Origin of the sequence: Virgibacillus doumboii, from assembly GCF_902806455.1 — a bacterium.
Taxonomy (GTDB): Bacteria; Bacillota; Bacilli; order Bacillales; family Amphibacillaceae; genus Lentibacillus; species Lentibacillus doumboii.
Genome location: NZ_CADCWQ010000001.1, coordinates 973,946 through 998,753 on the forward strand (window position 1 = coordinate 973,946; position 24,808 = coordinate 998,753).

At 40.0% G+C, this 24,808-nt stretch carries 30 protein-coding genes and 1 riboswitch; of the genes, 27 read left to right on the plus strand and 3 right to left on the minus strand.

Annotation, left to right across the window (positions count from 1 at the left end; translation table 11 throughout):
- Positions 1-71 precede the first annotated feature (71 nt).
- Together G6R02_RS04590 and G6R02_RS04595 are read left to right on the plus strand one after the other, a co-directional pair.
- On the plus strand, positions 72-1,496 hold the full coding sequence (locus G6R02_RS04590; RefSeq protein ID WP_164668064.1) for a zinc ribbon domain-containing protein: 1,425 nt from the start codon (positions 72-74) through the stop codon (positions 1,494-1,496).
- A gap of 13 nt (positions 1,497-1,509) precedes the next feature.
- Positions 1,510-1,899: a zinc ribbon domain-containing protein gene (locus G6R02_RS04595; RefSeq protein ID WP_164668065.1), complete on the plus strand. Its 390-nt coding sequence runs from the start codon at positions 1,510-1,512 to the stop codon at positions 1,897-1,899.
- Between the two features lie 269 nt (positions 1,900-2,168).
- Here G6R02_RS04595 and G6R02_RS04600 read toward each other — a convergent pair whose 3' ends face one another.
- The gene (locus G6R02_RS04600; protein WP_164668066.1) at positions 2,169-4,190 is read right to left on the minus strand and encodes a penicillin-binding transpeptidase domain-containing protein; all 2,022 of its coding nucleotides are present in this window, start codon (positions 4,188-4,190) and stop codon (positions 2,169-2,171) included.
- 320 nt (positions 4,191-4,510) lie between these two features.
- Positions 4,511-5,458: an LCP family glycopolymer transferase gene (locus tag G6R02_RS04605; RefSeq protein WP_164668067.1), complete on the minus strand. Its 948-nt coding sequence runs from the start codon at positions 5,456-5,458 to the stop codon at positions 4,511-4,513.
- A gap of 314 nt (positions 5,459-5,772) precedes the next feature.
- A riboswitch (cyclic di-GMP riboswitch) is annotated at positions 5,773-5,857 on the plus strand.
- 23 nt (positions 5,858-5,880) lie between these two features.
- Here G6R02_RS04605 and G6R02_RS04610 point away from each other — a divergent pair.
- The 6 genes from G6R02_RS04610 to nagB all read left to right on the plus strand — a co-directional run bounded on the left by G6R02_RS04610 (position 5,881) and on the right by nagB (position 9,319).
- Positions 5,881-6,006 carry an anti-repressor SinI family protein gene (locus tag G6R02_RS04610; protein WP_246202512.1) on the plus strand — a complete coding sequence of 42 codons (126 nt, stop codon included), beginning with the start codon at positions 5,881-5,883 and terminating at the stop codon, positions 6,004-6,006.
- Positions 6,007-6,079: 73 nt separating this feature from the next.
- Positions 6,080-6,418, plus strand: coding sequence for a helix-turn-helix domain-containing protein (locus G6R02_RS04615; protein ID WP_164668069.1), 339 nt, complete (start codon positions 6,080-6,082; stop codon positions 6,416-6,418).
- Positions 6,419-6,573: 155 nt separating this feature from the next.
- Positions 6,574-7,080 carry a VanZ family protein gene (locus tag G6R02_RS04620; protein WP_164668070.1) on the plus strand — a complete coding sequence of 169 codons (507 nt, stop codon included), beginning with the start codon at positions 6,574-6,576 and terminating at the stop codon, positions 7,078-7,080.
- Positions 7,081-7,167: 87 nt separating this feature from the next.
- Positions 7,168-7,314, plus strand: coding sequence for a hypothetical protein (locus G6R02_RS19910; protein WP_205520058.1), 147 nt, complete (start codon positions 7,168-7,170; stop codon positions 7,312-7,314).
- A gap of 107 nt (positions 7,315-7,421) precedes the next feature.
- Positions 7,422-8,588 (plus strand): N-acetylglucosamine-6-phosphate deacetylase, encoded by a 1,167-nt coding sequence (gene nagA, locus G6R02_RS04625; RefSeq protein WP_164668071.1) that lies wholly within the window; start codon positions 7,422-7,424, stop codon positions 8,586-8,588.
- 5 nt (positions 8,589-8,593) lie between these two features.
- The gene (gene nagB / locus G6R02_RS04630) at positions 8,594-9,319 is read left to right on the plus strand and encodes a glucosamine-6-phosphate deaminase (protein WP_164668072.1); all 726 of its coding nucleotides are present in this window, start codon (positions 8,594-8,596) and stop codon (positions 9,317-9,319) included.
- 150 nt (positions 9,320-9,469) lie between these two features.
- On the opposite strand, the gene G6R02_RS04635 is transcribed toward nagB, so the two are convergent.
- Positions 9,470-10,102, minus strand: a complete 633-nt coding sequence (locus tag G6R02_RS04635) for a YigZ family protein (RefSeq protein WP_164668073.1) — start codon at positions 10,100-10,102, stop codon at positions 9,470-9,472.
- A gap of 151 nt (positions 10,103-10,253) precedes the next feature.
- Here G6R02_RS04635 and G6R02_RS04640 point away from each other — a divergent pair, with 151 nt between their 5' ends.
- The 19 genes from G6R02_RS04640 (at position 10,254) to G6R02_RS04730 (ending at position 24,589) form a co-directional block, all read left to right on the plus strand.
- Positions 10,254-11,393 carry a sensor histidine kinase gene (locus G6R02_RS04640; protein WP_164668074.1) on the plus strand — a complete coding sequence of 380 codons (1,140 nt, stop codon included), beginning with the start codon at positions 10,254-10,256 and terminating at the stop codon, positions 11,391-11,393.
- A gap of 134 nt (positions 11,394-11,527) precedes the next feature.
- Entirely contained in the window at positions 11,528-12,223 is a 696-nt protein-coding gene (locus G6R02_RS04645; protein WP_164668075.1) for a response regulator, read from the plus strand.
- Between the two features lie 151 nt (positions 12,224-12,374).
- Entirely contained in the window at positions 12,375-13,217 is an 843-nt protein-coding gene (locus G6R02_RS04650; protein WP_164668076.1) for a DegV family protein, read from the plus strand.
- Positions 13,195-14,706: an ATP-dependent helicase ComFA gene (locus tag G6R02_RS04655; RefSeq protein WP_246202513.1), complete on the plus strand. Its 1,512-nt coding sequence runs from the start codon at positions 13,195-13,197 to the stop codon at positions 14,704-14,706. The genes G6R02_RS04650 and G6R02_RS04655 overlap by 23 nt, the downstream gene beginning before the upstream one ends.
- A 1-nt stretch (position 14,707) precedes the next feature.
- A complete protein-coding gene (locus G6R02_RS04660; protein ID WP_164668077.1) occupies positions 14,708-15,391 on the plus strand; it encodes a ComF family protein in 684 nt (227 codons plus the stop codon).
- Positions 15,392-15,435: 44 nt separating this feature from the next.
- Positions 15,436-15,849 carry a TIGR03826 family flagellar region protein gene (locus tag G6R02_RS04665; protein ID WP_164668078.1) on the plus strand — a complete coding sequence of 138 codons (414 nt, stop codon included), beginning with the start codon at positions 15,436-15,438 and terminating at the stop codon, positions 15,847-15,849.
- Between the two features lie 102 nt (positions 15,850-15,951).
- A complete protein-coding gene (flgM, locus tag G6R02_RS04670; RefSeq protein ID WP_164668079.1) occupies positions 15,952-16,218 on the plus strand; it encodes a flagellar biosynthesis anti-sigma factor FlgM in 267 nt (88 codons plus the stop codon).
- A 14-nt stretch (positions 16,219-16,232) separates the two neighbouring features.
- Positions 16,233-16,724: a flagellar protein FlgN gene (locus G6R02_RS04675; RefSeq protein WP_164668080.1), complete on the plus strand. Its 492-nt coding sequence runs from the start codon at positions 16,233-16,235 to the stop codon at positions 16,722-16,724.
- Positions 16,725-16,751: 27 nt separating this feature from the next.
- A complete protein-coding gene (flgK, locus tag G6R02_RS04680) occupies positions 16,752-18,314 on the plus strand; it encodes a flagellar hook-associated protein FlgK (protein ID WP_164668081.1) in 1,563 nt (520 codons plus the stop codon).
- Between the two features lie 9 nt (positions 18,315-18,323).
- A complete protein-coding gene (flgL, locus tag G6R02_RS04685) occupies positions 18,324-19,241 on the plus strand; it encodes a flagellar hook-associated protein FlgL (RefSeq protein WP_164668082.1) in 918 nt (305 codons plus the stop codon).
- A gap of 60 nt (positions 19,242-19,301) precedes the next feature.
- Positions 19,302-19,874: a DUF6470 family protein gene (locus tag G6R02_RS04690; protein WP_164668083.1), complete on the plus strand. Its 573-nt coding sequence runs from the start codon at positions 19,302-19,304 to the stop codon at positions 19,872-19,874.
- Positions 19,875-19,895: 21 nt separating this feature from the next.
- Positions 19,896-20,345, plus strand: a complete 450-nt coding sequence (fliW, locus tag G6R02_RS04695; RefSeq protein ID WP_164668084.1) for a flagellar assembly protein FliW — start codon at positions 19,896-19,898, stop codon at positions 20,343-20,345.
- Positions 20,346-20,347: 2 nt separating this feature from the next.
- Positions 20,348-20,572 (plus strand): carbon storage regulator CsrA, encoded by a 225-nt coding sequence (csrA, locus tag G6R02_RS04700; protein WP_164668085.1) that lies wholly within the window; start codon positions 20,348-20,350, stop codon positions 20,570-20,572.
- Between the two features lie 94 nt (positions 20,573-20,666).
- A complete protein-coding gene (flaG, locus tag G6R02_RS04705) occupies positions 20,667-21,017 on the plus strand; it encodes a flagellar protein FlaG (RefSeq protein ID WP_164668086.1) in 351 nt (116 codons plus the stop codon).
- A 15-nt stretch (positions 21,018-21,032) separates the two neighbouring features.
- Positions 21,033-22,583, plus strand: coding sequence for a flagellar hook-associated protein 2 (locus tag G6R02_RS04710; protein WP_164668087.1), 1,551 nt, complete (start codon positions 21,033-21,035; stop codon positions 22,581-22,583).
- A 24-nt stretch (positions 22,584-22,607) separates the two neighbouring features.
- Positions 22,608-23,009: a flagellar export chaperone FliS gene (gene fliS, locus G6R02_RS04715; protein ID WP_164668088.1), complete on the plus strand. Its 402-nt coding sequence runs from the start codon at positions 22,608-22,610 to the stop codon at positions 23,007-23,009.
- A complete protein-coding gene (fliT, locus tag G6R02_RS04720) occupies positions 23,009-23,362 on the plus strand; it encodes a flagellar protein FliT (RefSeq protein ID WP_164668089.1) in 354 nt (117 codons plus the stop codon). Before fliS ends, fliT begins: the two co-directional genes overlap by 1 nt.
- 203 nt (positions 23,363-23,565) lie before the next feature.
- A complete protein-coding gene (gene hpf / locus G6R02_RS04725; protein WP_164668090.1) occupies positions 23,566-24,117 on the plus strand; it encodes a ribosome hibernation-promoting factor, HPF/YfiA family in 552 nt (183 codons plus the stop codon).
- Positions 24,118-24,433: 316 nt separating this feature from the next.
- The gene (locus G6R02_RS04730) at positions 24,434-24,589 is read left to right on the plus strand and encodes a hypothetical protein (protein WP_164668092.1); all 156 of its coding nucleotides are present in this window, start codon (positions 24,434-24,436) and stop codon (positions 24,587-24,589) included.
- The last annotated feature ends 219 nt before the right edge of the window (positions 24,590-24,808 follow it).

The following is a 24,808-nucleotide window of genomic DNA, read 5'->3' on the forward strand; positions in this document are numbered from 1 at the left end:
TATGCCACAAATTGACATAATTTTTTGTTATTATAATAATATATTACTTTTTGCTTACGGGGGGGAGTTTATTGTATTGCAATGAATGTGGCACGGAAAATGATGACCACGCGATCTATTGTGTGGAGGATGGGTATCCATTACAGCAACCGTCATTAGCCGGAAGTCTGCAAATCCGAAATGAGAAATTTTGCGGGAAATGCATGACAGAACGGAAATTTGCTGACAGATATTGCATGGAATGCGGAAATTCGTTTGATACATATGATTCAGCGAAGCAAGCGTATGAAATTGAACATACATATTTTAATAAGGCTCTTGGAATGAAGGTATTGCCGGGCTTTATCCTGTCAATTGCAGTATTGTTTATACTCAATCAAATCTTTGCGTCTCTCATGAAAGCCGGAACTGGTCAATTCAACGGTATTTTTTTAGGACTGAACTTTCCAAACCATGAAAAAATAACCACACTGGATTATGTTCTTTTTAGTAATTTGATCTCCACCACTACGACAATGAAAGCGGAGGAATTTTCAAATCAGGTGAGTTATTTGTCATCCGGAATGATTTTCCCGGTATTGATGGTAATACTGGCGCTGGCAGCTGGGGGATTTTTAATAAAATATCTTCATCCGCAAATTGAAGCGTGGAAAGCTGCTGCAGTATTTGCAGGAGCTTATGCACTGGTTTTAGGGGCTTTATCGTTTGGTGGTGGAGCAGAATACATGGAAAACATTACAAGGGATACAGTAAGACATACATTCCAATTCAGTACCACTAGTGCAATAATTAATGGAATAATCCTCGGTTTCTTTTTCAGTTATGCAGGGATGGCTTTAAAAAGAGGTGTTTTAACAAAGAAATTATATGTATTTGCTTACCAGCGGGCTTTATATTTTGGAACATATGCGTTTATAGCTGTGTATGGAGTGCTATTACTTATAACTGCATTTTTGCATGCTCAGTATGAACCGGAAACGCAAATGAATGTTCAGCGTCCGGAACTTCCGTGGTATACAACAATTGCCATCGTTTCCAAGTTAGCTGTTTATGTGTTTAATCTGGTTTTTTTCAATACATTTGTGATGAAGGATACTGGTACGGAAAGTGAACCGATTGAATATTCGTTTTTAACAGGTTTATCCGACAAGGAAATGGAAGGTCTGCCATTTTTGTTGCCGCCTGAAATGTTTGCATCATATGAGGTCATACTTATTGTTTTGGTGGCGGTTATTTTCCTGTTTATTGGCCGTTTGCTTGGAGAATCTCAGCAGCATATAATGAAAACTGTCATTATGTACAGTCTTGTATTCGCTGTTTTATTTACCTTTTTCACTTATCATGCGTCCATGAATTATCAGGTTGAGCACGACCAAATGATGGAAGAAGCTATGAAAATTTTCGTTGGTTTTGGAACAATTAAGACGTTTGTTATAACTGCACTATACGCTGGTGTGACTGGATTTATCGGTGCCCAGACGAGAAAGCTGTTTTAGGGGAGGCGATTAGATGAAAAAAGCGATAAAAAACAAACAACAGGTTAATGACCTGACCGCTGAAAAATCAAGATTGTTAGTTGAACTGGGGCAGGAAGTTTATTTAGCCTACCGGCGGGGTGAGGGGATTGCTCCTCTGATTGAAAAAAAGGGTGAACTGATAAAGGATTTGGATTCGAAAATATATTCGAGTTTGAAGGAAGCAAAGTCTGAAGAAGGTGAAATGATGGAATGCACTTCCTGCGGTGCTCCAATGGATGAGGATGATCTATTTTGCCAGCAGTGCGGGAAAAAGGCAGATGAACCGGAAACTGATTCACCAAAAAAAACATTGTGTTACAGTTGTGGAAATGAAGTGCCCGCCGGGGTTAAGTATTGCAATGTGTGTGGTGTGAAAATGTGAGGATTAATTTGTAATAACATGAGGGACTGCCGGAAAATTACAACTCGCGCAATGCAGCCGGAGAGCCGCGTAATAATCTTACAGCTCGCGCGATACGGTTCAAACTCGCGCGACGCAGCTTCAAACTCGCGCAACAGAGTCCTCAACTCGCGCGACGCAGCTTCAAACTCGCGCAATGCAGCACAAACTCGCGCAATAAAAATAACCAAAAAAATCTACCCGGCACCAAAGCCGGGTAGATTTTTTCTGGCGCAATCAGTCTCACACCATTATTTAATTTCCTTCAAAAGTTCCGTAACTTTCTCAACGGTATATGCACTGCCGCCTTTATCTTCTGTGTGTTCAATCATCATTGCGATTAAAATGTCCTGATCGTTTGATGGATAACCGACAAACCAGCCGTTCTCGGCACCGGATTCCTCACCGGATTTTTTAAGTTCGGCAGTTCCGGTTTTACCGGAAATCGGAAAGTCAGCGTTTTGTGCACCTTTGGCAGTCCCGTTTGGAGCGGCAACTACTTTGCGTAGTGCTTCCCGAATTACGGTTGCTTGCTCACTTGTCAGCAGCTGTTCCTGCCACACCTGACCTTTTTCAGCATCGGCAAGAAGTGTCGGTTTAATCAGGTTTCCATCATTTAAAAATGGCGTATATGTTAATGCCATGTGAAGTGCGCTTAGCTCCATTTCTCCCTGACCATAACTCGTATCGGCAAGTAAAACCTCATCATTAATCTTTCCGCTTGACGAGACGGTTGAATTTGCAATCGGATAGTCAAATGGCAGTTCTTTGCCAAATCCAAATTGTTTCAAGCCATTTACATATTTCTCACTGCCCATTTCAACGGCTTTCATGGCAAAATAAATATTGTCTGAACGGACCAATGCATTCGTAACATCAACCGGTTTATTCGATTCGGACACACGTCTTACTTCATAGTTTCCCCAGCCTTCACCATTACTCCAGGTTAGTCCATCAATCTTGACACCTTCTCCAGGTTTAATCGTTCCATTACTCAGCCCGATTGCTGCAGATACCGGTTTGATTACTGAACCCGGTGCATAGGTGGATGCAAATCGATTTAATGTAGGTTTTTGCGGGTCATTTTGCAGTTCGTTATATTTTGACTGGGAAATCCCGAATACAAAATCATTTGGGTCGAATGCAGGGCTGCTTACCAATGCAAGTGTTTCACCCGTTTTAGGGTTGATTGCAGCAGTTGTTCCTGCTTCACCATCATAACTTTGATAAATTTTCTTCTGTAATTCAGCATCAATCGTAGTCATGATGTTTTCACCGTTTTTCACCGGCTTTTCTGCAAGGACTGTTGCTTCTTCGCCCTCTTTTGAAACGGTTATTTTAACGCCTTCTTCACCTTTAAGTTTTTCTTCGTACAATTGCTCAAGACCCCGTTGTCCAACTACATCATTCGCATCATATTTGCTGGAGTCCAAGTGTTCCAGATCCTCTGCGGTAACCTGGCTGACGTAACCGACAAGGTGAGCAGCTGCTTTCCCGTAAGGATAGACACGGCCTGTCACTTCACGTCCCTGGATTGGACTGAGCTTCCACAGCTGATTTAATTTCTCTTCAGCGGTTTTTGGAACTTTTTTCAGTGGTACAAACAGGTCGGGCTCTACCCAATCAGCATTCAGACTGCTGTTAATCGATTCTACGGACATTCCCAGTAGGTCGGCAATTTGTTGTTTTGTTTGTTCAGGGTTTGGTCCCATTTTTCCGGGAACAACGCCGATTTCATATACGATATCATTTAATGCTAAAGGCATTTTATTGCGGTCAAGGATTTCCCCGCGTTTTGGCTCCACGGTTTCCAGTCCAATTTTACCGCCATCTTTTATCGCTGGAAAAATAAATCCCGGATCCCATTTCACAAACCAATTGGCTTTTTCTTCTTCACCCTCTTTTATTAGGGTTGCTTCGTAATCAAAGGTTATTGGTCCGGCAATCGAATCCATTTTAACAGTGAACGGGAATTGGGCAGTACCTTTTTCCATTGCTTTATCCATTTCTTCTTCGGATAATTTTTCATAGGAGATTTCAAGATTTTCAATGTTCAGGTCGCCGTAAATATTTTTATACCGGTCAACGTATTTTTCGGAAGGATATTTTTCGGTCGATCCGGAAGTGCTCATATCATACATTTTGGAGAATTCCTGATTGCTCCAATGCTTGACATACTTATCAAAGCGCTCCTGTGGTGTGATTTCATCGTCTGAACACGCTGTAATTAAAAGAAGCAGCAATATTGGAAGTAGCGCGATTATTTTTTTCATGTAGACCCCCTCAATCTTCTAAGAATTTACTATTATTATCATATCATTTTCTATATGCAAAAACATGTAGTGAAAATGAGGCTGGAACATAACGAAACGTTTACACAAAAGATGAATGATGCATGGTAATAGCGGAGGAAATATACGTAGACTCCTGCGGGAGGAAAGGCATAGGTGAGACTCCGAAGCGCGCCAGCGCAAGGAGGCTCACCAGCCGCCCGCGGAAAGCGAAGTATATTTCCGGAGCGGCTTTATGCACCTTTTTCCAGGTGTTTCGGATTTTTCTTTTAATAAAATACTTTTGTCCCAGCCTCAGGAAGTTACTGTCCATTCATGTGGTTTTTAATTTCGGTAGTAACTCTGTTCATTTCTTCATCAGGAACCATGTAGTACCAGATGCCGTCGTCAAGTATTTCACCGCTTCCGCTTATTTCCATTGTGTCAATGTTGTTTCGGGTTTTCCGGTAATCGGTAAACAGCGTCTGCATTTGTTCAAACTGCAGATTCGTTGTTACGTTGTCGCCTAAGATTTCCAAAATATTCGTGACCTTTGTAATACTGGAAAAACTGGCCGCTTCACTGATTGCCGCTTTAATAACTTCGCGCTGACGCTGGTTACGGCTGAGATCCCCACCATCCATGCCTTTTCGCTTCCGGATATATTTTAATGCTTCTTCACCATTCAGATGGATTTCACCTTTTTCAAAATGTTCGCCGCCCTGTGAGAATTCAACGTCATTTGTAACGGTAACACCGCCTAACGCATCAACTCCCTGTTTAAAGCCTTCCATATTCACTTTTACATAAAAGTGAACCGGGACATTGAAGTTCTGCTCCACGGTTTGTACGGATAAACCTGCGTCACCAAATGCATACGCATGGTTGATCTTATCCATGCCGCGGCCGGGAATATCCACATACGTGTCACGCGGAATACTTAACATTTTCATAGCGTTTGTCTGCGGATTTAATGACATCAGAATCATTGTATCCGAACGCCCTTTATCATTTTTCCGTTCATCAACACCAAGTAATAAAATGTTTATCGATTTAGTATTACTAAAAATCGAATCGATCTCTTTTTGCCGTTCCGGATTGTCGTCCCTTGCCAACGGCTCATGCATTGTATCAACGGTATCCCCGACTTTATCGTATATATAAACCAGATATAAACCGATAAGCAATAGGATACCGAGAATAATACCCGCCACCCAAAAGGGCCATTTTCGTTTCTTTTTTTCCTGTCGTTTATTTATTCTTGAGTCCACTTAAAATTCTCCTCTGCTGTTTCGCAAATAATCAAATTATGGATAGATTATATCGAAATTAGTCCATTTAGTCTATAATATTCGAATGGTCAACACTTAATAAGACGATAGAGAAGGAAGGAATGTTTCAGATGTTTTGTTTCTGTGTAATTTAATCGGGGTTATCGGGTGCTGAAATTCTTATAAAATGAATCAAATGACCTATTTCGATAAAGTATTTTCGGAAAATTACAAAACTAGTTCCATTTAGACAAAAGAAGACACCCAAAACTCCGTGAACGTATAGTATAGTAGTCTTATACAAACAGAACTTCCCCAGTAAAAAGCAAACTTATTGAAAAATAAGGTCGCAAAGTCACGGGTCTAAAGCATTAGTGCTAAGATGGCCGGGCTGCCTGGGATTTTATATGGGGGATGGGAATATGAGAAATGCGGAGAAGAGTGGAGATCTGTATAATGAATGGGTGGAATTAATGGTGGAAGCGAAAGCGATTGGACTGACGGTAGAGGAAATTCGAATGTTTTTAACTGACAATTGTAAAAAATAATAAGAATTACTGTGCTTTATATAGAACCAAGCACCTTTTTGTGTTATAATCTGCATGAAAGAAGGTGTGTGACTTGATCGGTGAAAAAATAAAGCAATTACGACAAGAGAAAAAGATGTCTATTTCTGAACTGGCCGAGAAAGCTGGAGTAGCTAAATCCTATTTAAGTTCTATTGAGAGAAGCCTTCAAACAAATCCATCGATCCAGTTTATTGAGAAAATCAGTTCTGTACTGGGTGTATCAGTAAATGATTTGATTCGGGAAGATAAATGGAAAGACACAGAAGAACAGTTAGATGGGGAATGGTTGCAAATCGTTCAGGAAGCAATGAATTCAGGCGTTTCAAAAGAGCAATTTAAAGAATATCTTGAATTTAATAAGTGGCGAAAAAAACAGGAGGATAAACTCTAACCGTAAAGCTGACGCTTGCGGTTTTTATTTTCGTGACAAAGCGGAACAGTGCCGGTCCGGGAAATTGAGAAACTAATGGATGAAGAACAGTACCATCAATTTCACTTAGGCGGAATTGAAGTGTGGAACTTGTATGAAGAATAGGTGAATGGATAATGAAAAAATATGCATTTTGGCTGTTGCCGATTTTTTGGATGGGCGTCATCTATTATTCCTCGGCAACGCCGTATGAAGAACAGGATATAAAGCCATTTTTGGGAAATACAATTGACTTGTCGTTTTTGACACCTTTTATGGACTGGGTTTCTTTTTCTTATCACAATTCGGAAGTCAGTGTTTCCGCTTTGGGAATAGAAGGATTTGTTGAATTTTTTGTCCGAAAGGGTGCGCATGTAGGTGTCTTCTTTGTCTTGATGTGCTTATTTTATATTGCGTTGAAACGGACAAGCAGTTTCGGGATCCGGAAATTATTAATCATATCTTTTTTCCTTACAGTTGCATATGCTGGAATAGATGAATTTCACCAGGGGTTTACTGCAAATCGTACGCCATATGCCGGTGACGTTGTTCTGGATGGAATTGGGGCAATACTTGCAGCGATATGCTTGCTGTTATTTAGCCGAAGAAGGACAAAAAATAGAAATAATCATCGAATAGTATAAAAGTTCTATTGAGTGACAAGATTCGACACCATTCTCTTTTTTTATGTGATATGATAGTTTTATATTTTCAAAAAGGCGGTATCAAAAATGGTTGAACAAGAGCATTATAAAAATATGCTGAAAAAGATGATTGAAGATACAGAGAACGCAAAATTTGAGTCAACAGAGGAATTGGTTCAGGCTTTAATTCAGGAATTAAAGCATGGGAGCCCAATTGCAAACAATACAAATTAATAAACCTTTCAAACTGCATTTCTATCAGGGAAGTGTAGTTTTTTCTTTCAAAAGTGGTCTTGTTATGCTACTTTTATAGGTAGTAAAAACAAAGGGCTGGTACAATTATGAAAAAGTTATTATATATTAGAAATGTCACTATTTACTCGGAATCAGAAGATGTAATTAATGGCTCTTTGCTGATAGCTGATAATACAATTAAAGCGATACATAATAATACGGAAGTACCTCCTCCATCCAATGCGGAAGTTATTGATGGGCGGGGATTGAATCTCATCCCCGGTTTTATCGACGGACATATTCATGGAGCGGCTGGTGCTGATGTCATGGATGCGACAGAGGAAGCGCTGGATACGATGGCAGAAGTGTTGCCTGCTGAAGGAACGACAAGCTTTCTGGCTACAACAATCACACAGTCTCCGGAAAATATTGAAAATGCACTTACGAATGTCGCGGACTATGAATCCAGACAGGGGCAGGCGGAAGTGCTGGGTGTTCATCTTGAGGGTCCGTTTATCGAAGAAAGTAAAAAAGGTGCCCAGCCGCTTGAATATATTACAAAACCGGATATTGAAAAGTTCCAGAAGTGGCAGGACTTCTCAGGTGGTAAGATTAAAACGATAACACTTGCACCAGAGCATGATGTTGATGGCTCTTTTATAAACTATTTGTATGCATCCGGTGTCAATGTTTCAGCAGGACACACAGGTACAGGTTTCGAGGGCATGAAAAAAGCTGTTTCCCATGGAGTGCGTCAGGTAACACATATTTGTAATGCAATGTCAGGGATTCACCATCGTGATATTGGTGTTGTCGGCGCAGCGTTCCGGTTGGAGCAATTACGGGCAGAATTGATTGCCGATGGGATTCATGTCGCACCGGAAATGCTCCAGCTCATTTATTTAAATGTGGGAAGTGAACGATTAATCCTGATTACCGACGCCATGCGGGCAAAATGTTTACAGGCCGGTGATTATGAATTGGGTGGACAGCCTGTAAACGTATTGGAAGACCGTGCTGTTCTGGAAGACGGTACATTGGCCGGAAGTATTTTGAAAATGAACGAAGGAGCACGGCAAATGTTGCGATTAAAGGATGTCTCGATCAAAAATATTGTCAAAATGGCATCGGAAAATCCTGCAAAGCAATTGAACGTGTTTAACACAAAGGGCAGTATCAAAGAAGGTAAGGATGCAGATTTGCTGCTGGTTGATGATGATTTGAATATTAAATATACAATTTGTCGCGGTGTTATTGCGTACGAGGGGGTATGAATTGAATGGAAATCATTAAGGTAAAAAATTATGATGCGATGAGTTTAAAAGCCTGTGAATTAATCTTAGCTGAAGTGAAAAATAACAGTAAACCGGTATTGGGCCTTGCAACCGGTTCAACTCCGGAGGGTCTGTATCAGCTGCTGATTGAAAGGTACAAAAGTGGAAATGTTTCTTTTGAGGAGACGACAACCTTCAATCTTGATGAATATGTTGGGCTGCCGGCTGCTGATTCGAACAGTTATTTTTACTACATGCATGAAAAATTATTTAACCATATTGATCTGCCTGATACCCGTGCGTTTTTACCGCGCGGGAATGCGTCTGATTTGCAGAAAGAATGTCTGGATTACGAGAAAATAATCCGAGAGGCCGGAAATATCGACGTCCAGTTGCTGGGTCTCGGGCTGAACGGACATATCGGATTTAATGAACCAGGTACAAGTTTTGACAGCCGTACACATATTGTGGAATTGGATGAGAGCACCCGTCAGGCAAATTCACGTTTTTTTGCCTCGATGGATGAAGTGCCGACGCAAGCAATTACAATGGGCATCGCCACGATAATGGAAAGTAAGAAAATTATCCTGCTTGTTTCCGGCGAGAAAAAAGCTGATGCTGTTTCCAGACTGGTGAACGGGGAAGTCTCCGAGGAATTCCCGGCATCTGTCCTGCAAAAGCATGAAAACGTCATAATGATTGCAGATGAAGAAGCACTGTCGAAACTTTGAGACAGTGCTTCTTCTTACATCAGCCCGAGAGCGCAAACATCAGCTCGAGAGGCAAAACATCATCCCGAGAGCGCAAACATCATCCCGAGAGCGCAAACATCATCCCGAGAGCGCAAACATCAGCCCGAGAGGCGAAACATCCGCCCGAAACTAAACATCAATCTCCACATAAGCTGTTCCCTTTTCGGAAATCGTCACCTGATCACTGGTGAGATTGATAATCCAGTCGTGAAATTCCTGCTCCTGCCCGTCACGGACATATACGATATACTCCACGTTTTCCAAATAGTTAATTGTTTCCAGGACATGGTCGGAATTGCGCAGTGCATTTTCCAGTTTGCCGAGCAGCGGGTAGTCCACAACTACAGAAAATCCCTGCATTAATCGGCGTTCCACCACACCGGCAGCTTTTATTGCTTCTGTTGTCGTACTGCCATATGCGCGAATCAGGCCCCCTGCACCAAGTTTAATGCCGCCGAAATATCTTGTGACAACGACTACTGTATCTTTCAAATCCTGTTTTTTCAGTACTTCCAATATCGGCACACCGGCAGTTCCGCTTGGTTCACCGTCATCATTGGCCTTTTGGATCTGATTATTTTCACCTATCATGTATGCAGAGCAATTGTGTGTTGCATCATGATGTTTTTTCTTAATTTGCTGGATGAAGGCTTGTGCGGCTTCTTCTGTTTCCACACGACATACATATCCGATAAATCGTGACTTTTGTATGATTAACTGCCCCACAGCTTCTTTTTTTACGGTATAATAGTTAGATAGCATCTTGCATTTAACCTCCTAAGCGACCATTATAATACATAGGGGTACTATTTGTCCTACAGGTTTCAGGATAAAATTTCCTAAAAGTATGCTGAAAGACCCTACAAAAAAATTAGATGACTTCGAACAATTATATCATAGGCTGGTGGGAAGAATGGTGCAGAAATTGGAAGAGAAAGCACTGGATTATGTTATTGATGAAATGATCGATGTAGTGCAGAACAGCAAAGATGAAATTTTTAACATTAGTGAAGAAGCACGAAGCGAACATGAACAGCTTTTTAGAGACTTGGAAGAAACGAAGGAAAACGTAATCGAGCACATTAATGATGGGGATGCGCTGGAACAGAAAGTGCGATATTCCAGGCAGCGACTGTCTGAAGTAAGCAAGTATTTCGACCGCTATTCGGAAAGTGAAATCCGTGAAGTCTATGAAAATACACACGCTCTGCAAACTAGACTGGCAATGCTGCAGCAGGAAGAAAAAGCACTAAGGGACAAGCGGGATGAATTGGAACGGCGTCTCTTGACATTGGACAGCACGATCGAGCGTGCTGAAAAATTGGCCAGTAAAATATCAGTTGTTCTCAATTATTTAAAGGATGATTTCAGACAAGTAAATGAAATGATTGAAGAGGCAAAAGAAAAACAGGAATTCGGGCTGAAAATTATTGAAGCCCAGGAAGAAGAGCGCAGGAAAATATCACGGGAAATCCATGACGGTCCTGCCCAAATGCTTGCGAACATTCTGCTTCGGTCAGAGCTTGTCGATCGTACATTCCGTAATGGAACTGCGAATGATGCAATTAAAGAAATAAAAAATGTCCGTAAAATGATTCGTTCTTCTTTATATGAAGTTCGGCGCATCATTTATGATTTACGGCCGATGGCATTGGATGACCTTGGACTGGTACCCACAATTAAAAAGTATGTTGCCACTATCGCAGATTATAATGACACCGAAATAGAATTTACATCAATCGGAGAACATAAGCGTTTAAATCAAAAATATGAAATTGCATTTTTTCGTCTGGTGCAGGAAGCATTGCAAAATGCTATTAAACACGCTGAATCTACTTTAATTAAAGTGAAACTGGAAATCAAAAAGAATAGCATTTCCATGGTAATCAGAGATAATGGTAAAGGGTTTGATCCAGCATTAAAACGTGATAAATCCTTTGGGTTAATTGGAATGCGGGAACGTGTCGAAATGCTGGAAGGAACATTGTCAATAGATTCAACCATCGGCATGGGTACAACAATCCGCATAAATGTTCCATATGATCCCACGTAATATTTACCATTTTCTAAAAGTTCAGGTATACTGGAGAGAAACCGATATAAATAAAAAGTATTATTAAACTATCAAAGAAATGTAATAGGGTAAATAAAAATAAATAGATTATTAATCTGGGAGGAACAAATTAAATGAGTTCGAAACAAACGAAAATTGTTTTAATTGATGACCACAAGTTATTTCGTGAGGGTGTAAAGCGGATCTTGGAGTTTGAACCATCGTTTGAAGTTGTTGCAGAGGGCGATGATGGAATGGTAGCTTCAAAATTGGTTAAAGAACATAACCCTGAAGTTGTCTTGATGGATATTAACATGCCAACGATGAATGGGGTGCAGGCAACTTCTGATTTAGTCAGACATTTTCCAAATACAAATGTTATTATCCTGTCGATTCATGATGATGAAAGCTATGTTACACATGCATTGAAAACCGGTGCGCAGGGTTATTTGCTGAAAGAGATGGATTCTGACGCGTTAATTGACGCAATTAAAGTTGTCAGTGAAGGCGGTTCATACCTTCATCCAAAAGTGACACATAATCTGGTTCAGGAATACCGCCGTTTAGCTCGGGAAAACATGTCCGCTGTTGTAGCAGAAAATGGAATCAACTATCATAAGCCGCTTCACCTGCTAACACGCAGAGAATGTGAGGTATTGCAGCTGCTTGCCGATGGAAAGAGCAATCGTGCTGTCGCAGAAACGTTGTATATCAGTGAAAAGACGGTGAAAAACCATGTCAGTAATATTTTGCAGAAGATGAATGTTAATGACCGAACCCAGGCAGTTGTTTCCGCAATACGAAAAGGCTGGGTGGAAGTATCATATTAAAATGAAATATTTTGTTCCTTAAACAAATAACAGCTAATTATACTCTGTTGCCTCCGGGTGACAGAGTTTTTTCTTCTTTATGATGCATTTTTATTTTTCTTCATGTAAAATAAGAAAATAAGTACAAGTTTAGAAGAGGAGAAGGTGCACGATGGAAGTTGCTATTATGACAGATAGTACGGCATATCTTTCTGAGGAACTGAAAAATCAGCACAATATTCATGTTGTTCCATTAAGTGTTGTTTTTGGTGATACTGCTTATCGGGAAGCAATTGATATTACAACCGAAGAATTTTATCAAAAAGTAAAAGAATCCGAGAGCCTTCCAAAAACATCACAGCCATCGATTGGTGATATTACAGAAAAATTTGAGGAACTTGCCAACGATTACGATGCTGTTATTTCGGTTCATTTATCAAGTGGTATAAGCGGCACATACCAGGCTGTTGTCAGTGCTGGCGAGATGGTTGAAGGAATTGACGTTTATCCGTTTGATTCGGAGCTTAGTGCTATGGCTCAGGGGTTTTATGTGCTTGAGGCTGCGGACATGGCCGAGTCAGGTAAAACACCTGAAGAGATCCTGAATCGTCTCGATGAAGTTAAACAAACGATCCGCGCATACTTTATGGTTGATGATTTAAGCAATTTGCAGCGTGGCGGTCGGTTAAATGGTGCACAGGCTATAATCGGAAGCTTGCTGCAGGTTAAGCCAGTTCTTCATTTTGTTGATAAGAAAATTGTGCCGTTTGAAAAAATCCGCACAAGGAAAAAGGCAATAAATCGGATTGTAGGCATGCTTGGGGATGATGCAAAGCAAGGCAAAAACCTGAAAGTGGCTATCATCCATGCCAATAACGAGGATTCAGCAATCGAGTTAAAAAAAGAGATTGACTCCATGTATCCCAACATTGACAGCATCATCAGTTACTTTGGTCCTGTGATTGGTACGCATCTGGGTGAAGGTGCAATTGGTGTCTGCTGGTATAAGCAATAGCAATTATTTATTTATTTTTACGCTGTCAGTCATGCTTCGGCTGGCAGCTCCTACTTACCCAATTTCCCACAATAAGGAGAGTGTGGCCATGCGCCCGATTGAACCCCAGGCAGCCCCGTTTCCTGAAAATGAATTTATTCAACGTTATTCAGGGACACTTTTACTACGCAGGGAAATCCCCATTAATGACTCACCATTTGAACAACTTCTCAAACGCTCTTATTTTACTCCAACATTATCCATCAAAAAGAATTTTTTTCACTATCAATGTCAGCGTTGCGGCAACCAAAAACGTTCCTTATTTGGAAATATCCCTTGTATCACATGTGGAAAAGAACATCTTTATTGCCGAAAGTGTATTGAAATGGGGCGTGTGATGGAATGCGAGCCGCTGTATGAGTGGACAGGTCCACAGTCGGAGTGGCCGGAACATGCAAACCCCTGTACATGGGATGGTGAGCTGACAGCTGCCCAGCAACATGCTGCAGATCGTATTACACGGGCAATCCAACATAATGAGAAAGAACTCCTCTGTTGGGCAGTATGCGGAGCTGGGAAAACAGAGATGCTTTTCCCCGGGATCTCTGAGGCGCTTAAACGTGGAAAGCGTATCTGTATTGCTACACCGCGTGCAGATGTAGTACGCGAATTGCTGCCACGGCTTCGTGATGCTTTTTCAGGTGTTTATGTACAGGGGTTGTATGGCGGGAGTCGGGAAAATGATGGAACTGCCCAGCTCATTATTGCCACCACACATCAGCTGTTACGATTTAAAAATGCGTTTGATGCTGTAGTTATCGATGAGATTGACGCGTTTCCATACCATGCAGATAAGTCGCTGCCATTTGCATCCGAACGTTCGAAAAAAACAACCAGTACCACGATTTATTTGACCGCAACCCCTCGACAAAAACATCAAATTTTAATTGCCCGTAAGAAGCTCCCCCACGTTTTCGTACCCAGTCGTTTCCACGGACATCCATTGCCGGTGCCTGTTTTTAACATGTGTTATTCCTTGCAGAAAGATATGAAAAACTTTCTCCCGCCAAAGTCATTTATTAACTGGTTTGACAATCGTGATAATCCGGATCGTCAACTTCTCATATTTGTCCCAACCATCAATGCAGCGGAAAAATTAACGAAAATCCTTCCTGCTGTATTACATGATGATAATGTAATTGCGGTTCATGCCGCTGATGCTGACCGGGAAGAAAAGGTAGAGCAATTCAGACAGAAGAAAACGAGAATTTTAGTGACAACAACCATTCTGGAACGTGGTGTTACCTTTCCATCTGTGGATGTGGCAGTGTTGGATTCGGGTCACTCTGTTTTTGATGAAGCGGCACTTGTACAAATTGCCGGCAGGGCTGGAAGGAGTCCAAAAGACCCGACCGGGGAGGTAGTGTTTTTTCACGATGGCAAAACAGAAGCAATGGCAGAGTCGGTGCAATCGATTGTTAAGATGAATAAACGGGGAGGTTTTCGATAGAATGAACTGTCTTTGGTGTGATGGTGAAATAATCACCGAAATCAGCTGGGACAATTTTTTTACATTATCCAAACCAAAGAACCTTTGTGAGTCATGTGAAAATAAGTTAATTCAATTAAAAGGAAATCGGTGTAAAAAATGCAGCCGGATAAGCGAAGAGGCCTTATGTTCAGACTGCAAATGGTGGGAGACGTATGGCGAACAGGATGATCCACTCGTTTTTAATTACTCTGTCTTTCAATATAACGAGCAGATGCAGGCGATGATTTCCAGGTGGAAGTACCGTGGGGATTATTGTCTCGGAAAGGCTTTTGAACTTTTTTACACAAATGCTTTTCAACAGAATTACTCTTTTTTGGCGAAAAATGCAGTGGTTGTTCCGATTCCATTGAGTGATGAGCGATTGAAGGAACGTGGATTTAACCAGGCGCTGACACTGGCGGACTTTTTGCCATTGGAAACATGTGAAATTATCACACGCGTTCATGGCGAGAAACAATCGAAGAAAACCCGGAAAGAACGAATTATGGCTATCAACCCGTTTAAGATGACGGAAACTATAAACAAACCAGCCATTCTTGCCGATGATATATATACAACAGGTGCTACATTACGGCATGCAGCTTCATTGTTAAAAGAGAATGGATGTCCAGCCGTTTATGCACTTACACTTGCTCGTGGATAACAGATTTAGTGTGCTATAATGATAGAAAAATAGGGGGGAGAACAATGGCCGAGCTTGCAAATTGTTCCCGCTGTAATGCGGTTTTTGTAAAAACTGTTCGTGATATTTGCCAATCTTGTTATAAAGAAGAGGAAAAAGCATTCCAAACCGTATATCGTTTTCTAAGTGTACGAGAGAATAGAGAAGCAACGATGCAGGAAATTGTCAAAGCAACGGGCATTGAGGAATACCTGATTATAAAGTTTATAAGAGAAAAACGCCTGTTGACATCAAAATTTCCGAAACTTGCCTACCCATGTGAAAGATGCGGGGTGGACATTGTTACTGGTAAGTATTGCAGTAACTGTACAGATGAACTGAAAAGGGATTTGGAAATTCATGAGCGGAATGAAAAAAGAGCCGAACAAAATAAAGACAGAAAAAATATTTATTACACGTTCGAAAAGCATAATAAATAATCGTATATACCTTTAATATAATTATTTTTGTGCCGATATAAATAGTAATGAAAAAGAACGTTTAACAAGAATATTGGCGCAAGAGAGTCGAGGTGATTCTTTATGAAAATAAATGGTCCAAACCAAACGAATTTTAATCCCTATAAAAATCAGCTGCAAAAACAAATGGACTATTCCAAAGATGTTAATAAAAAGGACCAGCTGGAGATTTCAAATCAGGCTAAGCAAATGCTTGAAAATGAAAAACCAAGTGCAAAACGTGCTTCATACGTCCAGCAGATTAAAGAGACGATAGATGCTGGTGAGTATCAGATTAATCATGAAAAAACGGCACAAAAAATGATTGATTTCTGGTCGAAGCAATCATAAAGGAGGATGTCAGTTTGTCCGTTCAGCCAATTAAAAAATCACTGGAAAAGCTAAATTTTTTACATGAGTCCCTGCTTGACATATCCAAGGAGAAAACAGCAATTGTGAAAGAAGGCTCTGTTGATAAGCTGCAATCTCTTCTTGTGAAGGAACGAAAACATGTACAAGCATTGGAACAAGCAGAAGTAAAGCGTCAAAAAGAGGTCGAGGAATGGTCTGCACAAAACAATATATCACTGGAGAATGCAACCATTACGGGAATTTTGGAAGCTATTTCTGATGAGCAGACGAAAGACGAATTGGAAACAGCGGCGATAGATTTAACGAATACAATTACAAAATTGAAGCAGCAGGAGCAACTGAATCAGGCACTGATCCAACAATCCAGGCAATTTGTTGAATTATCACTGGACATGATGAAACCTTCCATCCGAAACATGAATTACGGAGGAAAAGAAACAGCTTCCAATTCATCAGAACGGTCTGTCTTCGATTCAAAAGCATAGTCAGGAACATACGAAAGGAGCAAGTAAATGAGTACTTTTCATGGGTTGGAAATGGCTAAACAAGCCCTATTTGCACAGCGATCAGCATTGTATACAACCGGACACAACATATCCAATGCCAATACAGAAGGTTATACGAGACAGCGCGTGAACTTTGAAACGCTGTCAGCCTATCCATCAGCATCACGAAACCGCCCGGAAATGCCAGGTCAGATAGGTACTGGTGTAGAGGCTGGTTCTGTAGAGCGGATACGCAATAAATTTCTTGATTATCAATATCGTGCGGAAAACAGTAAAGCAGAATACTGGAATACAAAAGCGGATGCTCTCAGCCGGATGGAAAGTCTGATGAATGAGCCGTCTGAAAATGGTTTATCCAAAACGATGGATAAGTTTTGGCAATCACTCCAGGATTTATCTGTTAATCCGGAGAATTCCGGTGCACGATCTGTTGTTGCGCAAAGAGGACTTGCAGTGGCAGAAACATTCAATTATTTATCCGACTCACTGAAAGCGATGCGAACCGATCTGAAAGACCAGATTGATGTTTCGGTCAAAGACGCAAATTCGATACTGAAACAGATAAACTCATTGAATGACCAGATTAAAAACATTGAAACAAATGGAATGTTACCAAACGACTTATATGATGAACGCGACCGTTTAATCGATGAATTATCAGGAATAGTAAACATCGAAGTAAGCTATACGGATAGCAGTAAAAGTGCGCCTGCTATGGCTGATGGGTTAGCGACGATTAAATTGATTGGTAAAAACGGGAGCCCATTAGATGATTCAGCAGTTTTGGTTAATGGTAATTTAGACAAGGATAAATTGGGATATAACACGATTGAAGTGAATTTCCAGGATGAAGATTCCAATAATAATAGTGTTTATAATGCAGTTGAAACAATTACTTTAAATGGTGAAAATGGTGAAGAATATACGTATACGGCAACTGAATTCACTTCGGAGGGTTCACTGAAGGGCTACATTGATTCATATGGGTATACAGATGGTTCAGGAGTCACAGGTACATATACTGACATGTTGAATAATCTGGATGAAATGGCTAAGTCCTTCGTTGATGCATTTAATACTGCGCATAAAGGCGGTTATGACCTGAACGGTGAGCAAGGAGAAAACTTCTTTGAAAGTGTTAGTCTTCAAGGTGCAGCAGGAACAATTGATGTTAAAGATGAAATTTTGGAAAACCCTGACCTGATTGCGGCTGCCAAAGAGGCGGGTGATTCTGGTGATGGCGGAAATGCTTCAAAATTAGCAGATGTTTTTGACGATGAAGAAGTTAGTATTGGTGGTCCCGACACGACTATTAAAAGTTTCTATCAATCAATCATAGGCGATATGGGTGTTGCTGCTGAGGAAGCTAACCGGATGGTTGAAAATTCGGGGATTCTTCGTCAACAGGTCAATAACCAGCGGATGTCTGTCAGTTCTGTGTCACTGGATGAGGAAATGTCCAATATGATCAAGTTTCAGCATGCATACAATGCGGCTGCGCGAAGTATGACAGCAGTTGATGAGATGCTCAATCGCGTTATTAATAATATGGGAATAGTAGGAAGGTAGGTAGTATTTATGCGAATTACGCAAAGTATGCTTTCGAATAATATGCTTCGAAATCTTTCAAACAGTTATTCCAAAATGAATACGTATATGGAGCAATTATCTACAGGTAAAAAAATTAACCGTCCTTCCGATGATCCGGTAATTGCAATGAAAGGTATGGGCTATCGAACACAGCTTACAGAAGTTCAACAATATCAACGCAATACAAACGAGATGCATAATTGGATGGACAACTCGGATGCTGCACTTGATAAAGCTACCCAGGCACTGCAGAAATTACGTGAACTCGCAGTGCAGGCAAGTAATGACACGTATGATGAAGAACAGCGTGAAAGTATTATGGAAGAGGCTGAGCAACTGAAACAGCATCTAATTGACATTGCCAATACAAATGTGAATGGTAAATATATTTTTAACGGTACAGATACAGATGCAGCACCAATTTCTGTAGACGAAAACGGTGATATTACAAAAATTGGAATCAATTCAAATCCGGTAATGATTGAAGTTTCAAATGGAACGAAATTGAAAGCGAATGTTGACGCTGGCGAGGTATTCGCTGGTGATTCCAGTAACGACAGTGCTAATGACGTATCAAATATGTTTGATGAAATTGATGATTTTATTGCAGCACTTGGTTCTGATAAACGGGAAGAAATTGAGAATAGTATCGGAACGCTTGATGCAAATATTGACAATGTCATTAACGCCCGTGCTGATCTTGGAGCACGCATGAATCGACTGGATTTAATCGAGAACCGGCTTGGCGAGCAGGAAGTCATTGCTACCAAGACAATGTCCGAAAATGAAGATATCGATTATGAGAAAGTAATAACAGAGTTGATTACACAAGAAAGTTTACACCGTGCTGCATTATCAGCAGGATCGAGAATTATTCAGCCAACATTGGTGGACTTTCTACGTTAATAACCATACCAGCCCTGGCCACAATTGGTACAGGGCTTATTTTGAATAAGGATTGATACGATGCAGTTACCGCAAATCCGAATGGAATCACAAATGGCAAAAATTCAGATACAGCAGCAGTCAGGTAAACAGCAAATTCAGCAGCCCGAAGCCAAATTGTCAATCAGGCAACCAGAAGCGGACCTTACAATCAATACTACACCTTCCAAGCTGGATATTAATCAGACACAGGCCTGGGAGGATATGAATCTGATGCATGTTTTTAAATTGATTGATAAGTTTGCGAACGAAGGCCGGCAGGGGGCTATGGAAGGAATTGCGCGTCGTGCGCAGGAAGGTCAGCAGCTTATGAAAATTGAGAACAAAGGGAATCCAATCGTAAGTCAGGCAGTTTCAAATGCCTTTGATCAGAAAAAACAATTGGGTATCAAATTTATTCCATCGACGTTCGCGGTTAAAACGAATTACCAGCCTTCTGAAGTACAAATCGAAGTGAAGGTGAACGAACCAGTCATTGATGCAAAACCGCAAAAACCTATTATAAGTTACACGCCAGGCGGAGTGACAACAAGTATAAAGCAATATCAGGATTTGCAAATAGATTTTGTTCACTTATTTTCCAAGTCAATTTAAGAAAGGAAGTTTAAAATAAGCATGATTATACAGACAAAATATTTAGGTGAAATGGAAATAGAAGAAAGCAACGCTATTAAATTTCCATCAGGATTGCCGGGTTTTATTGATGAAACTGATTTTGTATTGTTGGGTTTGCCCGGAAACCCTATTTTTAAGGTTTTGCAGTCAACCCGAACTCCGAATCTCGCATTTATAGCTGCAAATCCGTACCACTTTTATGAGGACTATGTAATTGATTTGGATGACAGTATTATTGAAAATCTGCAAATCAGAAATGATAAGGAAGTGGTCGTTTTAACAATCGTGACGTTAAAAGATCCATTTGAAAACAGTACAATGAATTTGAAAGCGCCAATTATTATAAACTCGCAAAAACAGCGGGGAAAGCAATATATTTTGAATGTCGATCACTATTCATCGCAAGCTGCAATTGCTCCAACAAAATCCTCCTTAGAGAAAGGGGAATAAAAATGCTGGTACTTACAAGAAAACAGAATGAATCAATCCAAATCGGTGATGATATTGAGATTAAAGTGCTGGCTGTCGAAGGAGACCAGATAAAGCTTGGGATTGATGCTCCGAAATCAGTGGATATCCACCGCAAGGAAATTTATCTTGATATTCAGAAACAAAACAACGAAGCTGCCAGTGTTTCCTTGGATGTATTGGATTTACTGAAAAATAACAAGGAATAAAGTTACTTGCAATTATTTCCTTAAACCCTTAACAATCCCCACTTTTTTGCCGATATAAATAAAAAATCATATGGTATGAGGAGTTGCTTGGGCAATGAAGTTAGAAAACACACTAACAGGTACTCAACCCTTGCAAAATGAACAGTACAACAGGCAAATGACAACTGCAAAGGAAAAAGTGGCCGAGAAAGAAAATGAATTACAAAATGAGGAATTAATCAATACTGACAAGATTAAAACAGTAGTGGACAAGTTAAACGAATTCACAGAACCACTGCGAACCAATCTCAGGTTTGAGTTTCATGAAAAATTGGAAGAATACTATGTCACCGTTGTCAATCCAATGACAGATGAAGTAATAAAAGAAATCCCGCCAAAGAAAATGCTTGATATGTATGCGGCAATGGCAGAGTTTATGGGGATTCTGGTAGATGAAAAGATTTAAAAGGAGTTGTAAGTTATGCGAATAGGCGGCCTGGCTACAGGAATGGACATCGACAAGATGGTTAATAAGCTGATGAAAGCAGAGCGGATGCCCCTTCAACGGATGGAACAGGAACGTACAACGCTTACGTGGAAAAGGGATGCTTTTCGTGATGTGAACAAAAAGCTGCTTGAATTGGATAACATGATTCTGAACATGAAGTTTGAGAGTACATATAACTCCAAATCGGTTAGTTCTTCGCAGGAAAGTGCTGTAACGGCGACGGGTTCTGCTGGAGCTACTAATGGAACGTATAAAATCGAAGTGGGTAAATTGGCTACATCAGCTATTAATGTAAGTGATAGTAGTTTAGGACTTAAAGTGGATAAAACTTTTAGAGCTTTAGTTGATGATGGTGAAGTTAATCAAAGTGTTCTTGATAATAAGTTTACGTTTTACACATACGACGAAAATGGAAACGCTAATCCACACACCTATGATATAAGTGAAGATGAAACAATAAATGATGTATTAAAGCGTATTACTGAAGATGATAACAACGTTCGTGCTTTTTATGATGCAAATACGGAAAAAGTAATCATGGAAACTACAAGAACAGGAAATTACAATCAATCAAACGAGTTTCTTGGAGCGGAAATAGGCTTTACCAACGATGGTACTAATTTTAAAACCGATAATGGCTTCCTCATGGGTGTTTTAAACATGAAAATGGCTGAGAAAAATGATTCAGGTAACTGGGTCGCAGTTGAAAAAGGCGGAGAAGACGCTAAATTCAAATACAATGGCCTAGACATGACCTCACACGATAACTCATACGAACTTGGAGGCGTAACTTTCCAATTTAATGATGTAACGGATGGTGCCGCAAATCTTACTGTAACAAATAATGTTGATGCCTCATTTGATCAGATCATGAAGTTTGTTGAGAAGTATAATGAGGTTGTTGAAAAGCTGAATGGAACACAGCAGGAAGAGATTTATCGGGACTATAAACCATTAACCGATAAACAAAAGGAAGCAATGTCTGAAAATGAAATAGAACTATGGGAAGAAAAAGCTAAAAGTGGTATTCTTCGCGGTGAATCAGCGATTTCTGAAGGGCTCTTTTCGATGCGTCGCAGCTGGTATGCAAATGTGGATACCGGTGGCGATATTACTTCTTTAACTCAAGTTGGAATTACCACATCGAAAAACTATTTGGATGGTGGTAAACTGAAAGTCGATGAACAAGAACTTAAAGAGGCACTAAGGACTGATCCTGACGGTGTTCACAAGTTATTTTCCAATAATGCTGAAGGTGACAGCCGAGGGATTATCAACCGGTTGGAAGATGCCCTTGAATCCACGAAAGAGCAAATTGAACGTCGTGCTGGTGAAGGAACTGATACACTTGAGAATTATACACTTGGTAAGCGCATGAAGGATCTTAATGAACGTATAGAAGCATTTGAAGACCGACTGGTTCGTGTAGAGAATCGATACTGGAGCCAGTTCACTCAGATGGAGAAAGCCATTCAGCGGATGAATCAGCAGTCTGCCCAATTAATGTCCCAGTTTGGCGGTTAGTAAACTTTTAAGGAGTGTTAATATATGTCAGTAAACAAACATTATCAGGCATATCAGAATAACTCAGTTAACACCGCATCAGGTGGAGAACTGACACTAATGTTATATAATGGCTGCATAAAATTTATTAAACAGGCAATGAAAGATATGCAAAATCAGAGCCATGAAGCAAAGAATACCAACATCCAGAAAGCACAAAATATCATTCGTGAATTAATGCTGACACTTGACCCTAAGGTTGAAATTTCACAACAAATCATGCCTTTATATGAATATATTTTACATCAGCTGCAAGAAGGCAATATTAAAAATGATGTGGCTATACTGGAAGAAGCATTAGGTTATGTTATTGAATTCCGTGATACATGGAAAGAAGTAATCAAACAGACAAGACAAACACAATATGCACAGGGCGCCAGAGTATAATGAGTCAATTGCATGAAATATATGACATAACCAAAGAGCTGGAAAAAGTTCTGAATGAGAAGGTTCACGCAAAAGACCGGGACAGCATGATTGAACAGGTAAATGATTTGGTTGAACAGAGAGGTCAGTTATTAAATAAAACTTCTCCTCCGTTTACAGAAGCAGAAAAGCAGCTTGGAAAAGAACTGGTCCATTTAAACGAAAATATTCAAGTGAAAATGAACGCACTGTTTGATGATCTAAAAGTGGAAATGAAACAAGTGAAAAAACAGAAAAAATCCAATCGTACCTATTTGAATCCTTATGAAGACGTAAAATCGCTGGACGGTATGTATTTGGACAGCAAAAAATAAAAAGAAGCCCTTGATAAAAATTCAGGGGCTTTTTTACTATTTTTCCCCCGAACTTTCCGCTCACAACGTGCGTATGTAGGCATTATAGCATTCTATCGACACATGGAAACAAATATCCACATAATAATTTTAAGGTTTAAGCAGGAAAAATGAGGGGGAAAGTAGTATAATAAATACATAAGGATGAAAGGAGGACACTTTTTATGAAGTACAACATTCGTGGTGAGAATATTGAGGTGACAGGGGCAATACGTGATTACGTAGAAAAGAAAATCAGCAAGCTTGAGAGATACTTTGATACACCGCCAACATCTGATGTACATGTAAACTTAAGTGTCTATAACGATGAACAGCGAATTGAGGTTACGATTCCAATGACTGATTTGCTGCTGCGGGCCGAGGAACAGCATATTGATCTTTATGCGGCAATTGACCTGGTAGTAGACAAATTGGAAAGGCAAATTCGTAAGTACAAAACAAAAGTTAATCGTAAATTTAGACAGAAAGGTTCTCCGAAACACATATTTGCTGAGTTAGAAAAAGAAGCAAATAACGAAAAAAGTGAATCCGATGAAATAGAAATTGTACGAACTAAACGATTTAATTTAAAACCAATGGATTCTGAAGAAGCAGTACTGCAAATGGATATGTTAGGCCATGCATTCTATGTATTTACCAACTCCTTTTCCGGTGATACGAACGTAGTATATCGCCGGAAAGACGGAAAATACGGATTGATTGAGCCTAACGCCTGAAAATAGAAAAATAGTTAAAGGGCGACCCCGGTTTCGAGGGTCGCTTTTTATTTTGGTGCTGTTTAAATGCTTTACTAAAAAACTCTTTTAATAATTTATCTATTTTTGTCGAAATTTGTAGCAGAGTTTACCAAAATTGAATTTTGGCAGTTTAAAATTACTTGTTTTTTTAATATATTTCTTAAAAACCCAGCAGAAATATACATATCCATGAAAAAATATGTCGAATAGGTTGCCAAAATTGAAAAATGGCGATTAGCGCCTTTTGTTATTCCGTGATATAACTAAACTACACCAAACGAAAGGGGGGATTTATGTGAGTGAATACAAGTATGACGAGCTGGTAAGAAGAATACAACAACATGAAGAAACCATTACACAATTAGTGGAAATCATCGCCACCACAAACCGTCGCCTTTCAGAGCTGGACAGGAAATATAATGAACAAAAACATGCTTATGCTCTCACATAGATCTGCCCCAAGTCAGCATGAGCACTTCTACTTTCCACAACGAAGCCTCATACCTACCTCACTGAAAGAACAGTTCACCCCCGAACTGTTCTTTTTCTTTGTGCCCGGTATGCTTTTCAATCAGTTGTCATAGGACTTAAGATAAGTTATTATTAATGATGGACTATAGTAATCAATTTATGTATTTTTGTGTATATAAGATTTACTTTTTATAGGGTA

Coding starts and splice junctions, on each gene's coding strand:
- G6R02_RS04595 (WP_164668065.1), top strand. CDS start 1,510: ATGAAAAAAGCGATAAAAAACAAACAACAGGTTAATGACCTGACCGCT.
- G6R02_RS04600 (WP_164668066.1), bottom strand. CDS start 4,190: ATGAAAAAAATAATCGCGCTACTTCCAATATTGCTGCTTCTTTTAATT.
- G6R02_RS04610 (WP_246202512.1), top strand. CDS start 5,881: ATGAGAAATGCGGAGAAGAGTGGAGATCTGTATAATGAATGGGTGGAA.
- G6R02_RS04620 (WP_164668070.1), top strand. CDS start 6,574: ATGAAAAAATATGCATTTTGGCTGTTGCCGATTTTTTGGATGGGCGTC.
- G6R02_RS19910 (WP_205520058.1), top strand. CDS start 7,168: ATGGTTGAACAAGAGCATTATAAAAATATGCTGAAAAAGATGATTGAA.
- nagA (WP_164668071.1), top strand. CDS start 7,422: ATGAAAAAGTTATTATATATTAGAAATGTCACTATTTACTCGGAATCA.
- nagB (WP_164668072.1), top strand. CDS start 8,594: ATGGAAATCATTAAGGTAAAAAATTATGATGCGATGAGTTTAAAAGCC.
- G6R02_RS04635 (WP_164668073.1), bottom strand. CDS start 10,102: ATGCTATCTAACTATTATACCGTAAAAAAAGAAGCTGTGGGGCAGTTA.
- G6R02_RS04640 (WP_164668074.1), top strand. CDS start 10,254: ATGGTGCAGAAATTGGAAGAGAAAGCACTGGATTATGTTATTGATGAA.
- G6R02_RS04645 (WP_164668075.1), top strand. CDS start 11,528: ATGAGTTCGAAACAAACGAAAATTGTTTTAATTGATGACCACAAGTTA.
- G6R02_RS04650 (WP_164668076.1), top strand. CDS start 12,375: ATGGAAGTTGCTATTATGACAGATAGTACGGCATATCTTTCTGAGGAA.
- G6R02_RS04660 (WP_164668077.1), top strand. CDS start 14,708: ATGAACTGTCTTTGGTGTGATGGTGAAATAATCACCGAAATCAGCTGG.
- G6R02_RS04665 (WP_164668078.1), top strand. CDS start 15,436: ATGGCCGAGCTTGCAAATTGTTCCCGCTGTAATGCGGTTTTTGTAAAA.
- flgM (WP_164668079.1), top strand. CDS start 15,952: ATGAAAATAAATGGTCCAAACCAAACGAATTTTAATCCCTATAAAAAT.
- flgK (WP_164668081.1), top strand. CDS start 16,752: ATGAGTACTTTTCATGGGTTGGAAATGGCTAAACAAGCCCTATTTGCA.
- flgL (WP_164668082.1), top strand. CDS start 18,324: ATGCGAATTACGCAAAGTATGCTTTCGAATAATATGCTTCGAAATCTT.
- G6R02_RS04690 (WP_164668083.1), top strand. CDS start 19,302: ATGCAGTTACCGCAAATCCGAATGGAATCACAAATGGCAAAAATTCAG.
- fliW (WP_164668084.1), top strand. CDS start 19,896: ATGATTATACAGACAAAATATTTAGGTGAAATGGAAATAGAAGAAAGC.
- csrA (WP_164668085.1), top strand. CDS start 20,348: ATGCTGGTACTTACAAGAAAACAGAATGAATCAATCCAAATCGGTGAT.
- flaG (WP_164668086.1), top strand. CDS start 20,667: ATGAAGTTAGAAAACACACTAACAGGTACTCAACCCTTGCAAAATGAA.
- G6R02_RS04710 (WP_164668087.1), top strand. CDS start 21,033: ATGCGAATAGGCGGCCTGGCTACAGGAATGGACATCGACAAGATGGTT.
- fliS (WP_164668088.1), top strand. CDS start 22,608: ATGTCAGTAAACAAACATTATCAGGCATATCAGAATAACTCAGTTAAC.
- fliT (WP_164668089.1), top strand. CDS start 23,009: ATGAGTCAATTGCATGAAATATATGACATAACCAAAGAGCTGGAAAAA.
- hpf (WP_164668090.1), top strand. CDS start 23,566: ATGAAGTACAACATTCGTGGTGAGAATATTGAGGTGACAGGGGCAATA.